This window comes from Polaribacter sp. ALD11 (assembly GCF_002831685.1).
Taxonomy (GTDB): domain Bacteria; phylum Bacteroidota; class Bacteroidia; order Flavobacteriales; family Flavobacteriaceae; genus Polaribacter.
Map to the genome: position 1 here is coordinate 2,276,919 of NZ_CP025119.1, position 12,963 is coordinate 2,289,881.

Sequence of the window (12,963 nt, forward strand, 5' to 3'; positions counted from 1 at the left end):
ATTATCTTTACGTTGCAAAAATAACAAAAGAAACAATGCTAGCCAATTTTTTAGGGAAATCTAAACCAATCAATTTCATAATTATTCTAAGCCTATTTGTTTGCTTGTTTTTATTTACTGTTTTTTTACTTTTTTTTAACCATAGTTTTGAGTTCTCTTTACTATTAAAAATAACAGGTTTTTTAGGTTTATATTTAATTATTTTCTTCTTCTATAATTTTATCGTTTCTAAAAATAACTTAACCTTCGACAACTCTTACGCCTTCTTTGTTTTTACGGTTACATTAAGTTATTACATATCGATTACATTAAACTTTAAAACACTGACTATAACACTATTATATGCTCTTTTTTTAAGGAAAATATACAGCTTAAAATCTCCAAATAAAACCTTACAAAAACTTTTTGACAGTGGGTTTTGGTTGGGTATTCTGTGCATACTCGAACCATTTTCTGCAATTTTTTCCATATTAATTTATGCCGCTATTTTTTTACATCAAAAAGGGGTTATTAACAATTTAATTGCCCCAATAACGGGATTCTTAGCTCCAATGATTCTTTATTTTACTTATTGCTTTTGGATTGATAAATTGTACCTTTTCACCAATCTTTTCTATTACGAAACACTCAATAGCTTCGTTCTTTATTCAGAAAATAGTCTTTATTGGACATCAATATTAATTATAGTGCTTTCTTTAGGTTCATTTTTTTTAAAATCGCCTAAAGCATTATCTGTAAATAATTCATTCAAAAAAAATTGGATTCTCTTAATAATAAATTTAGTAATTGCTCTATTATTTGCACTATTAATACCAAATAAAAACGGAACAGAGTTATTATTATTTCTATTTCCTGCTGCCATTATTATTGCAAACGGACTTGAAACTATAAATAATAATTTAATAAAAAATATACTTCTTATATTGCTTTTAATAAGCGCCTTTATTTTCCCCTTTTTACTATAATTTGCTTCCGAAAGCCAAATCTCCAGCATCTCCTAAACCAGGAACAATGTATCCTTTCTCATTTAAATTTGCATCAATTGTAGCAACCCATAAGTGTGTGTTTTCAGGAAAATGGGTTTTAACAAAATCGATTCCTTCTTTAGCTGCAATTACTGCAACTATATGTAATTCTTTTGGCACACCATACTTTTTAATTGCCTCGTAAACCGCTACTAAACTTTGCCCAGTAGCCAACATTGGGTCTGCCAACAACAATGTTTTGTTTTCCATGGAAGGAGAAGCAAAATATTCTACAACGATTTCAGACGCCGTATTGTTAACTGGATGATGTCTATAGGCTGAAATAAAAGCATTTTCTGCATCATCAAAATAATTTAAAAGTCCTTGATGTAAAGGTAAACCAGCTCTTAATATCGAGCATAAGACAATATCATTAATTGGTTTTTCTATTGACTTTTCTCCCAAGGGCGTAATAACGTCAATAGGTTTATAAGAAAGGTTTTTACTTAATTCATAGCTTAGAATCTCGCCAATTCTTTCAATGTTTCTACGAAAACGTAAAGAATCTTTTTGAATAACAACGTCTCTAATTTCTGCTATAAATTTATTTAGAATTGAATTATTTTCTGAGATGTGATGTATATGCATTTTTTTGAAATAAGGTAAACAAATGTAGCATAATTACTTAAAATTTGTATATTGCTAACCGTAAATTAGTTTCATTAATCATTAAAAATAAAAAAAAATGGGAATTTTTTCATTTATTAAAAATGCTGGAGCCAAAGTTTTCGGTATTGGAAAAACAACAGAGGAAGAGAATGCAGAAAAATCTGATCAATTAAGAGGTGCTATTACAGCGCTAGAACTTGAGGTTAAAGATTTAGCCATTGAAGTAGATGACGATGCCGTAAAAGTTTGGGGGGAAACTACAGATTTAGCAACAAAAGAAAAAGTAGTTTTAGTTCTAGGTAATACAAATGGCATTGCATCTGTAGAAGATAATATAACGGTTGCAGAAATCGAAGTAATTGAAGAAGCTGCAATGGCACAGTTCCATACAGTAGAAAGCGGAGATACTTTAGGTAAAATTGCTAAAGAATATTATGGTAATGCAATGAAATATCCAGTAATTTTCAAAGCAAACAAGCCAATGTTATCACACCCAGATAAAATTTACCCTGGTCAGGTATTAAGAATTCCACCTTTAGTGGACTAACCAAAAGTTAATCAACCAAAGTAAAAAGAGTTTCAAAATTTATTTGAGACTCTTTTTTATGCGTTAAATTTAAAATTTATCATCAACTTTGCATTTTTTAACTTTTATAGTATTATTTTCTAATGAATCAAAGAACATTAGCACTAATTGCAGTTTCTATCGCAACTTTAATATACGGTTTAACATTTACCATTGCTAAAGACGTAATGCCAACCTACTTAAAACCTTACGCCTTTATTTCTCTTAGAGTTATCGGAGGAACAACTATTTTTTGGTTGCTAGGTTTATTTATAAAACAACAAAAGATAGAAAAAGAAGATTATAAAAAAATATTATTAGCCTCTTTTTTTGGCGTAGGATTAAACATGCTTACTTTTTTTAAGGGTTTAAGCCTAACGACTCCCATAAGTGCATCTGTAATGATGGTTATGTCTCCAATTATGGTGCTACTTTTTTCTAGTATTCTTATTAGAAAAGCGATAGGTAAACAGAGAATTATTGGTGTTTTTATTGGTTTAGCTGGTACTATCTTGCTAATTACCTATGGTAATTCTGCTACTAACGGAACAGCTACTAATAACAATTGGGGTAATTTTTTAGTCTTTGTAAACGCCGCGTCTTATGGTATGTATTTAGTTTTGGCTAAAAGCCTAATCAACAAATACCATCCTATAGTATTTGTAAAATGGTTGTATTTATTCGGGTTATTCTTTGTAATTCCTTTTGGGTACAGTGAATTGAAAGAAGTTATTTGGCTAGAAATACCTACAAATATCTACTGGAATATTGGTTTTGTAATGATTTTTACTTCTTGTGTAACCTATCTTTGTAATTTATATGGTTTATCGAAATTAAAACCCACAACAGTTAGTGTTTTTATTTATTTACAACCTGTAATAGCTACTATTTATGCATTAATTGTTGGCAGCGATTCTTTAAGTTTAGTGAAAGTTAGTGCTACTTTATTGATCTTTTTAGGTGTGTATTTAGTAACCAAACAAGTAGAAGAATCTAGTAATTAAAGTTATATTTGCAACTTATTAAAAATGATGATTTTATGATTCAATCTATGACTGGTTATGGAAAAGCAGTATTACAATTGCCTACCAAAAAAGTAACTATAGAAATTAAATCTTTAAACAGTAAAAATTTAGATTTAAACGTTAGAATTCCTTCTTATTACAAGGAAAAAGAATTAGCTGTTCGTAAAAAATTAGCCAGTTTTTTAGTTAGAGGAAAAGTAGATTTTTCAATTTTTGTTGAAATGACTGCAGATGAAACTTCTACAACTGTAAATCATGGTGTTGTAAAAGAATATATGCAACAACTAAGAAATGTGGTTCAAACAGGAACTTCTGACGATGTTGAATTACTAAAAATGGCAGTAAGAATGCCAGATGCATTAAAAACAGATCGCGAAGAATTAGATGAAAATGAATGGAATCTTATCAATGAAAATATAGATGTTGCAATTACAGAAATTGTACAATATAGAATTGATGAAGCGGCTTCTTTAGAAATTGATTTTAGACAAAGAATTGAAAATATAAACACCTATTTAGAAGAAGTAAAAGCTTTAGACGGTGACAGAGTTGAAAACGTAAAAATACGTTTAAAGAAGGCTATCGACGATCTAAAAGTAGACACTGATGAAAACCGTTTTGAACAAGAATTGATTTATTATCTAGAAAAATTAGATATTAATGAAGAGAAGGTTCGTTTGGCAAATCATTTAGATTATTTTTTACAGACATTGGCGTCGGAAGATTCTAATGGTAAAAAATTAGGATTTATTGTTCAAGAAATGGGCCGAGAAATAAACACAACAGGTTCTAAAGCTAATTTTGCACCAATGCAAAAAGCGGTTATTCAAATGAAAAACGAGCTTGAGCAAATTAAAGAACAAATTTTAAACGTCTTATAAAAGTTAACGTGTCTCCTTAAACGTAGTCGAAAGGTCTCTAAATTTCTATTTAAAAGAATAGGTTTCGACTATATTGAACAAGACATTTGTTATTTTTAACTTAAATAGATAAATTACAAAATGCTGAAACAAGTTCAGCATGACAAATAATAAATTACATGTCAGATTTTAAAGGAAAACTATTTGTGTTTTCAGCCCCTTCAGGTTCAGGGAAAACCACCATTGTTCGTCATTTATTAAAGCAAGAAAAATTTAACTTAGAGTTTTCTATTTCTGCAACTTCTAGAGAACCTAGAGGTTTCGAAAAAGATGGTGAAGATTATTATTTTATCAATCTAAAAGATTTCAAAAATAAAATTAAAGGAGATGAGTTTCTAGAATGGGAAGAAGTTTACAGAGATAATTTCTACGGCACTTTAAAAAGTGAGGTAGAACGTATTTGGGCTTTAAAAAAACACGTTATTTTTGATATTGATGTTGTTGGTGGTCTAAGAATTAAAAAGAAATTTCCAAACGAAACCTTATCTGTTTTTGTGAAACCACCAAGTGTAGACGAGTTAAAAATCCGTTTAAAAAAGCGTAAAACAGAAAGTGAAGAAAAAATAAATATGCGCATTGCAAAAGCTTCTGTAGAATTAGCAACAGCACCTCAGTTTGATAAAATTATTAAAAATTACGATTTAGATGTTGCTCTAAAAGAAGCAGAAGATCTAATGAGTGACTTTTTAGAATTGAATACGCATAAAAAATAAAGAAATAAGAAACAGAGAAATATTTTTTCTCTATCTTCTACTTCCTCTCATCTATAGAAAATATGAGTAAAATTGGTTTATATTTTGGTACGTTTAACCCAATTCATATTGGGCATTTAATCATTGCGAATCATATGGTAGAAAATTCAGATTTAGATGAAATCTGGATGGTTGTAACACCTCATAATCCGTTTAAGAAGAAAAGCTCTTTACTAGACAATCATCATCGTTTAGAGTTGGTTTATAAAGCAACCGAAGAGTATCCGAAGATAAAGCCTTCTGATATTGAGTTTAAATTACCACAACCAAACTATACTGTTTACACATTAGCACATATTTCAGACCTTTATAAAGAAAAAGAATTTTGTTTAATTATGGGGGAAGACAACTTGAAGAGTTTTCATAAATGGAAAAACTTTGAGACCATTTTAGAACATCATTCTATTTATGTATATCCACGGATTTCTGAAGGGCATATAGAAACTAAATTTGACAACCATCTTAAAATTCATAGGGTTGAAGCACCCATTGTACAAATATCTTCTACCATGATAAGAAACGGAATTAAGGATGGTAAAAACGTAAAACCTATGTTAACCAAAGAAGTTTGGAATTATATAGATGAAATGAATTTTTACAGAAAATAATTCCGCTTAAAATTCGTTGTATATTTGTAAATCTTCAAACAATTATTTTGGCAAAAAAGGATAAAATAAAAGGTAAATTTAAACAAAAACTAACCGATAAATATAGGTTGGTTGTTTTAAACGAAGATACGTTCGAGGAACGTTTTTCATTAAAACTATCTAGATTAAACGTATTTGTTTTAGGGGGTGTTTTCTCTATTCTATTAATTGCTTTAACCACCGTTTTAATCGCGTTTACACCAATTAAAGAATACATTCCAGGTTATTCTTCTTCTAAATTAAAAGCAACTGCAGTAAAATTAACATTTGAAGCAGATTCTTTAAAACAAAAGCTAGCAATCTTAGAAAATTATACAAAAGCATTAAGACCTGTTTTAACTGGCGAAATAACTTCAGAAGACATAGATTCTCTTCAAGTGGAAGCAAGACAAGCTGTAATAAATGAAAGCGAGTTAGATGCCACTAGAGAAGATTCTTTATTTAGAGAAAAGGTAGATACAGAAACCCGTTTTGCTATTTTAAACAACTCAAAGAGCAATGTGAAAATTGTCTTTTTTGCACCTCTTACTGGTAATATCTCTCAAGATTTCGATGCAAGTTCTAAGCACTTTGCTGTAGATATTGTTGCAAAAACAGGCACGCCTATTAAAGCTGCTGCAGACGGAACCGTTATTTTTTCTGGTTGGAGCGCAGACACTGGCTACACAATCATTTTAAAACACAATAAAGATTATATTTCCGTGTATAAACACAATGGAAACTTATTAAAGCAACAAGGAGACTTTGTAAAATCTGGCGAAGTAATAGCTAGCGTAGGTTCTACAGGAGAACTTTCTACGGGGCCGCATTTACATTTCGAACTATGGAAAGGTGGTTATGCCATAAATCCAATAAATTTTATAGACTTTAAATAATGAGTATCAAATCTTTTTTTGCCATTCCGTTTGCTAAAATTGCGACTAGAAAAGTCTTTAAATGGGCTAATAATCCACATAAAACACAAGAGAAAGTTTTTAAAAACTTAATAGCTAAAGGAAGTAAAACAGCTTTTGGAAAAGATCATAATTTTGAAAGCATTTCTACTTATGAAGATTTTAAGAAACAAGTAAAAGTAACAGATTACGAAGGTTTAAGGAAGTACGTAGATAGAATTGTGGCTGGAGAAGCTGATGTTCTTTGGACAGGAAAACCACTGTATTTTGCGAAAACTTCTGGTACAACTTCTGGTGCAAAATACATACCGATTACTAAAGATTCTATGCCAACGCATATTAAAGCAGCAAGAAATGCCATGTTGTTTTATATTGTTGAAAAAAATGACGCAAGTTTTGTTGATGGAAAAATGATATTTCTTCAAGGAAGCCCTGTTTTAAGTGACAAAAATGGTGTTAAATTGGGTAGATTAAGTGGCATCGCTGCGCATTATGTTCCTAATTATTTATTAAAAAACAGATTACCAAGCTGGGAAACCAATTGTATTGAAGATTGGGATACAAAAGTAAATGCTGTTGTAGAAGAGACCGTAAACGAAGACATGTCTGTAATTAGCGGAATACCTTCTTGGGTACAAATGTATTTTGAAAAGTTGATTGAAAAAACTGGAAAATCGGTTTCAGAGTTATTCCCAAATTTTAATTTCTTTATCTACGGTGGTGTAAATTTTGAACCTTATAAAAACAAGTTCGAGAGTTTAATTGGTAAAAAGATAGATTATATCGAACTATATCCTGCTTCAGAAGGGTTTATTGCCTATCAAGACTCACAAACCGAAAAAGGAATGTTGCTGCAATTAGATTCTGGTATTTTCTATGAATTTATTCCTGCAAGTGAATTTTTTGAAGAAAACCCAACAAGAATATCTCTAAGAGACGTAGAAATTGGCGTGAATTACGTGATTATTTTAAACACAACTGCGGGGCTTTGGGGGTATAATATTGGTGACACTGTAGAATTCACTTCTACAAAACCTTATAGAATAAAGGTTACAGGAAGAATTAAACATTTTATTTCCGCCTTTGGCGAACACGTTATTGGTAAAGAAGTAGAAAAAGCATTAAATGATGCTATAAAAGGAACGCCCATTAATATTAGTGAGTTTACAGTTGCACCACAAGTAAATGCAACTGATAGTTTGCCTTATCATGAATGGTTTATAGAATTTGAAAATGAACCTAAAAACATGGAAGAATTTGCACAGAAAGTAGATGCTTCTATGCAAGAACAGAATATTTATTATTTCGATTTAATTGAAGGGAAAATACTGCGCCCTTTAGTGATTAGAAAAGTAAAAAAAGGAGGCTTTCATGAATATATGAAATCTATTGGTAAGTTTGGTGGACAAAATAAAATTCCGCAATTGTCTGATAATAGAAAAATTGCAGATGTTTTAGATAACTTTTTAATTGAAGAATAATAAAATACACATAAAATGGGAGATTATTTATTTTTAGTTTTAGCAATAGGATTGGTTATTGTTTACTTTTACAACAAATATAGAAACAAACGTCGTTAATATTTTAATCAAAAATAATACGCATAATCATTTTAAAAAATACATTTTTAAAGTGATTTGAAACATCAATAAAACACAAATGAGTACAATTAGAATCACAAAACAATTCAATTTTGAAACGGGTCATGCTTTATACGGTTATGATGGAAAATGTAAAAATGTTCATGGGCATTCTTATAAACTTTCTGTAACAGTTTCTGGAAAACCTATTACAGACAATACCAATGTAAAGTTTGGAATGGTGATAGATTTTAGTGACTTAAAGAAGATTGTTAACGAAGAAATTGTAGATATTTTCGATCACGCAACGGTTTTCAATAAAAACACACCACATGTTGAGCTAGCTAAAGAATTGATGGATAGAGATCATCATGTATTATTGGTAGATTACCAGCCAACTAGTGAAATGATGGTGATTGATTTTGCACAGAAAATTATAAGTAGATTGCCAAATAACATTAAATTACATTCGATGAAACTACAAGAAACAGACTCTAGTTTTGCAGAATGGTATGCTAGTGAAAACTAATTTTGTAACATCTTTAAACATTTGCCTATTAATAAGTAAATACTAAAATAAAAACACTCCTACTAAAATTTAAAAAATTTTAAGAAAGTTCTTGGTATAAAGTAATTATTTACCATTAAATTCATTCATGGTATTTGGCAAACCTGCAGTACCAAATGAGGTAATAATTTTTGATGAAAATGGTAAGCGCTCAATTAACTCGCTAGTTTCTTCTTTACTCCATTCTCCAAGAACAAAATCTGCTTGTCTTCCTTTTGGATAATTTGCACCAACACCAAATCTAAAACGAGCGTATTCTTGCGTGTTTAATTTCTCTTGAATATCTTTCAAGCCATTGTGTCCGCCAGCAGAACCTTTGGCTTTTACGCGTATTGTGCCAAAGTCTATATGCACATCATCTGTAACCACTAAAATATTTTCTACGGATATATTTTCTTTATCCATCCAATATTTTACAGCTTTACCGCTTAAATTCATAAATGTACTTGGTTTTAAAAGGATAAAAGTTCTTCCTTTTAACCTAAAAGTAGCTACATCTCCTAATTTTTCTGTTTCAAAAGTTGCGTTATGTTCTTCTGCAACCTCATCTATAATCTTAAAACCAATATTATGACGTGTATTCGTGTATGTAACACCAATATTTCCTAAACCAATAATTAAAAACTTCTTCATTACTTTTTCTTTAGTTTCAACTTTAATTTTAATCATTTAAAATAGAAGCTCAAAACTTATCTTACAAAAATAAAAAAAGCGTTACAAAATGTAACGCTTTTTATAAATTCTATTTTTAAAAAACTTATTCTGCAGCTGGTGTAGCAGCTTCTGTAGTTTCTTCTTCATCTTCTTCAGAAACAGTAGCATTACGAGAAGTTCTTACTTGTACAACAACAGTATTATCTGGGTGCATAAAAGTATAGTTATCATTAAATAATGACGTTACAACTAACTTAGCCCCAATTTTTAATTTTGAAATATCTGCAGTTACAAAATCTGGTAAATTAGATGGTAAAGCTTTTACACTTAATTTACGATTTGTAAAACGTAAAGAACCTCCATTTAATACCCCTGGTGATGTACCTGTTAATTTAACTGGAATTCTCATTGTAATTTCTTTATCATCAAATAACTGATAAAAATCTGCATGTATGATTCTATCTGTTACTGGGTGAAACTGAATATCTTTTAAGATTGCAGTTGTTTTTTCTCCATCAACATTAATTATTGCAGTATAAACGTTTGGAGTGTACACCAAATTTCTAAATGCTAATTCTTCCGCTGAAAAATGCATAGGCTTATCTCCTCCGTATATAACGCAAGGAACCATACCAGCATTACGTAAGGCTTTAGTTGCTACTTTACCTACGCTTTCTCTTTTTGATCCTTTAATTGTAATTGATTTCATTACTTTTCTTATTATTTATTTACATTAAAAATTGTCCACTAATTGAAGTATTGTCTTGCACCTTATGCATAACATCAGCAAATAATGGCGCGCAAGATACAACTTTTATTTTAGAAGTCTCTTTCTTTAAAGGAATTGTGTCTGAAACAATTAACTCGGTTAAAGCAGAATTTTCTATCTTATCATAAGCCCCACCCGATAATATTGGATGTGTACAAATTGCACGAACACTTAAAGCACCTCTTTCCATCATTAAATTTGCTGCATGCGCTAAAGTTCCTCCTGTATCAATCATATCATCTACAAGAATTACATTCTTTCCTTTAACGTCTCCAATTAATTCCATATGAGAAATTACGTTGGCTTTTTTACGTTGCTTGTAACAGATTACAACATCTGAATGTAAATGCTTAGAGTATGCATATGCTCTTTTAGAACCTCCCATATCTGGAGATGCAATTGTTAAGTTATCTAATTTTAAGCTATTGATGTATGGCATAAAAATAGTTGAAGCAAATAAATGATCTACTGGTTTCTCGAAGAATCCTTGAATTTGATCTGCATGCAAATCCATTGTCATAATTCTAGTTGCGCCAGCAGATTGCAATAGATTTGCAACTAATTTTGCACCAATAGCAACTCTAGGTTTATCTTTTCTATCTTGTCTTGCCCAACCAAAATACGGCATAACTGCTGTAATATGTCTTGCTGATGCTCTTTTTGCAGCATCTAACATTAAAAGCATTTCCATTAAATTATCTGCATTTGGAAATGTAGACCCTATAATAAAAACGCGTCTTCCTCTAACAGATTCTTCAAAAGCTGGCTGAAATTCTCCATCACTAAAATAGGTTGTTTTCACTTTTCCTAAAGTTGTGTTGTATTCTTTTGCAATTTTTTCTGCCAAAACGGTGCTTTGTCTGCAGGCAAAAAGTTTTGGTGCTAATTGATTTGTAGGCATTTAGATATAATTTATATTGTGTTGTTGTGAGGAAACAAAAGTAGAAATTATTTATTTAGTTTCGAATTAATTTATAGACTTTAAAATAAAATAATTTAATACATTTGCAGTCCTATTAAATAAATGCTCAAGTGGCGGAATTGGTAGACGCGCTGGATTCAAAATCCAGTTTTTTCGGAAGTGCGGGTTCGATTCCCGCCTTGAGTACAAAAAAACCTATTAATTTAATAATTAATAGGTTTTTTAATTTTCTAAGCAACTACAAGTCCTTTGAAGGACTTTAAATTTTATTTTAATTAGTAATCTCTTATTTGGTAATTCTAACGTATATTTAAAGCTTTTTATAATTACAAAAACCAAGTATGCAATTTTTAACATTTATAGGATTTACAGCTTTAGTAGCTATTATAGCGTATTTAAAAACACGTAAAACAGAAGAATCTTCGTCAGACGGGTATTTTTTAGGAGGAAGAAGTTTAACCGCAGGTGTAATTGCTGGATCATTACTATTAACCAACCTATCTACAGAGCAGATTGTTGGTTTAAATGGCGCTGCTTATCAAAGCGGATTGTCTGTAATGGTTTGGGAAACCTTAGCTGCAATTGCAATGGTTGTAACCGCAATGTTTTTATTGCCAAGATATTTAAAAGGTGGTTTAACTACCGTCCCTGGTTTTTTAGCAAAAAGATTTGATGTTACTACAAAGACATTAACATCCGTTTTATTTCTTTCTGGTTATGTTGTTGTGCTACTTCCTGTAATTTTATATTCTGGTTCTTTAGCTATTAGTGGTATGTTCGATATACCAACATTACTAGGTGTTACACACACACAATCTATTTGGATATGTGTTTGGGGAATTGGAATTATCGGTTCTATTTACGCCGTTTTTGGTGGATTAAAAGCTGTTGCCGTTTCAGATTCTATAAACGCAATCGGACTTTTAATTGGTGGAATTTTAATTCCTATTTTTGGATTAATGATGATTGGTGATGGTAATATCTTAGATGGTTTATCAACCTTAACAGCAGAACATCCAGATAAGTTTAAATCGATGGGTGGCCCAACAGACCCTGTTCCTTTTTATACCATTTTTACAGGTATGATGTTGGTACAGTTATTTTATTGGGGAACAAATCAGCAAATTATACAAAGAGCCTTAGGTGCAAAAAATTTAAAAGAAGGTCAGAAAGGATTATTATTAGCGTCTTTTATTAAAATATTAGGTCCAATTATTGTGGTTTTACCTGGTTTAATTGCATTTCATTTATTTCAAGGAAATTTAGAATCGGCAGATAGTGCCTACCCAATGTTGGTTAAGAAAGTACTGCCAAGTGCTTGGGTTGGTTTCTTTGCAGCCGTTTTATTTGGCGCAATTTTAAGTTCTTTTAATAGTGTTTTAAATAGTTCTGTTACTTTATTTGGTATTGATATTTACAAACAACACATCAACAAAGAGGCTAGTGAAAAAACAGTTGTTAAATATGGAAAAACATTTGGAGTAATTTTAGCAATTGCTGCGATGTTTATTGCTCCTTTAATTGCGAATGCAGGTAGTTTATTCGATTATTTACAAGAAATTAACGGAATTTATAGCATCCCTATTTTAACCATTATTATTGTAGGTTATTTAACAAAATGGGTTCCTGCAATTGCAGCAAAAATCGGACTAGTTTCTGGTTGTTTGTTGTATATATTGAGTCAGTTTATTTTACAACCTTATTTTGTGCAAAAAGCAATGAATACTGCTGCAGAGGCCAATATTACAGATGTTGCAGAACTCGCTTTAATTGAAGCACAAGCATATCCTCACTTTTTAGATGTAATGGCTATATTGTTTGCTTTGAACGTAATTATTATGTTAGTCATTGGTAAAATAGCTCCGAGGAAAGAACCATTTGTACAAGAATATACAAAACAAGTAGATATTACACCTTGGGCATACACAAAACAAGTAGGTATTGCTATTTGTGTGATTGTAATTGGTGTGTATATTTATTTTGCATAAACAAAAAAAGGGAGCAACTTTTAAGTTACTCCCTTTTTTTAATTTG

General features: G+C 30.7%; 14 protein-coding genes and 1 tRNA gene. 11 read left to right on the top strand and 4 right to left on the bottom strand.

Annotated elements, in window-relative coordinates:
• Nucleotides 1-35 precede the first annotated feature (35 nt).
• Entirely contained in the window at nucleotides 36-965 is a 930-nt protein-coding gene (locus tag CW731_RS15965; protein WP_368356653.1) for a DUF6427 family protein, read from the top strand.
• Here the strand turns inward: CW731_RS15965 and upp are convergent.
• Entirely contained in the window at nucleotides 960-1,613 is a 654-nt protein-coding gene (upp, locus tag CW731_RS10010) for a uracil phosphoribosyltransferase (RefSeq protein ID WP_100946592.1), read from the bottom strand. The two genes, CW731_RS15965 and upp, sit on opposite strands and share 6 nt — an antisense overlap.
• A gap of 97 nt (nucleotides 1,614-1,710) precedes the next feature.
• On the opposite strand from upp, the gene lysM reads away from it, so the two are divergent.
• The 8 genes from lysM (at nucleotide 1,711) to CW731_RS10050 (ending at nucleotide 8,545) form a co-directional block, all read left to right on the top strand.
• A complete protein-coding gene (gene lysM / locus CW731_RS10015; RefSeq protein WP_100946593.1) occupies nucleotides 1,711-2,181 on the top strand; it encodes a peptidoglycan-binding protein LysM in 471 nt (156 codons plus the stop codon).
• Between the two features lie 122 nt (nucleotides 2,182-2,303).
• On the top strand, nucleotides 2,304-3,203 hold the full coding sequence (locus CW731_RS10020; RefSeq protein ID WP_100946594.1) for a DMT family transporter: 900 nt from the start codon (nucleotides 2,304-2,306) through the stop codon (nucleotides 3,201-3,203).
• A 47-nt stretch (nucleotides 3,204-3,250) separates the two neighbouring features.
• Nucleotides 3,251-4,105, top strand: coding sequence for a YicC family protein (locus CW731_RS10025; protein WP_100946595.1), 855 nt, complete (start codon nucleotides 3,251-3,253; stop codon nucleotides 4,103-4,105).
• Nucleotides 4,106-4,263: 158 nt separating this feature from the next.
• Nucleotides 4,264-4,857 carry a guanylate kinase gene (gmk, locus tag CW731_RS10030; RefSeq protein ID WP_100946596.1) on the top strand — a complete coding sequence of 198 codons (594 nt, stop codon included), beginning with the start codon at nucleotides 4,264-4,266 and terminating at the stop codon, nucleotides 4,855-4,857.
• Between the two features lie 62 nt (nucleotides 4,858-4,919).
• Nucleotides 4,920-5,504 carry a nicotinate (nicotinamide) nucleotide adenylyltransferase gene (nadD, locus tag CW731_RS10035; RefSeq protein WP_100946597.1) on the top strand — a complete coding sequence of 195 codons (585 nt, stop codon included), beginning with the start codon at nucleotides 4,920-4,922 and terminating at the stop codon, nucleotides 5,502-5,504.
• 47 nt (nucleotides 5,505-5,551) lie between these two features.
• Nucleotides 5,552-6,418 carry a M23 family metallopeptidase gene (locus tag CW731_RS10040; RefSeq protein WP_100946598.1) on the top strand — a complete coding sequence of 289 codons (867 nt, stop codon included), beginning with the start codon at nucleotides 5,552-5,554 and terminating at the stop codon, nucleotides 6,416-6,418.
• Nucleotides 6,418-7,917 carry a GH3 auxin-responsive promoter family protein gene (locus CW731_RS10045; RefSeq protein ID WP_100946599.1) on the top strand — a complete coding sequence of 500 codons (1,500 nt, stop codon included), beginning with the start codon at nucleotides 6,418-6,420 and terminating at the stop codon, nucleotides 7,915-7,917. Before CW731_RS10040 ends, CW731_RS10045 begins: the two co-directional genes overlap by 1 nt.
• Nucleotides 7,918-8,095: 178 nt before the next feature.
• Nucleotides 8,096-8,545: a 6-carboxytetrahydropterin synthase gene (locus CW731_RS10050; RefSeq protein WP_100946600.1), complete on the top strand. Its 450-nt coding sequence runs from the start codon at nucleotides 8,096-8,098 to the stop codon at nucleotides 8,543-8,545.
• A 105-nt stretch (nucleotides 8,546-8,650) separates the two neighbouring features.
• Here the strand turns inward: CW731_RS10050 and pth are convergent, their stop codons facing one another.
• From pth to CW731_RS10065, 3 genes are all read right to left on the bottom strand, one after another.
• Nucleotides 8,651-9,253, bottom strand: coding sequence for an aminoacyl-tRNA hydrolase (gene pth / locus CW731_RS10055; protein WP_100946601.1), 603 nt, complete (start codon nucleotides 9,251-9,253; stop codon nucleotides 8,651-8,653).
• Between the two features lie 88 nt (nucleotides 9,254-9,341).
• Entirely contained in the window at nucleotides 9,342-9,947 is a 606-nt protein-coding gene (locus CW731_RS10060; RefSeq protein ID WP_100946602.1) for a 50S ribosomal protein L25/general stress protein Ctc, read from the bottom strand.
• A gap of 19 nt (nucleotides 9,948-9,966) precedes the next feature.
• Nucleotides 9,967-10,908 (bottom strand): ribose-phosphate pyrophosphokinase, encoded by a 942-nt coding sequence (locus CW731_RS10065; protein ID WP_100946603.1) that lies wholly within the window; start codon nucleotides 10,906-10,908, stop codon nucleotides 9,967-9,969.
• A gap of 125 nt (nucleotides 10,909-11,033) precedes the next feature.
• Between CW731_RS10065 and CW731_RS10070 the strand changes: the two genes are divergently transcribed.
• Nucleotides 11,034-11,115 (top strand) — tRNA-Leu (locus tag CW731_RS10070).
• A gap of 155 nt (nucleotides 11,116-11,270) precedes the next feature.
• Nucleotides 11,271-12,917, top strand: a complete 1,647-nt coding sequence (locus CW731_RS10075) for a solute:sodium symporter family transporter (RefSeq protein WP_100946604.1) — start codon at nucleotides 11,271-11,273, stop codon at nucleotides 12,915-12,917.
• Nucleotides 12,918-12,963: the final 46 nt, after the last annotated feature.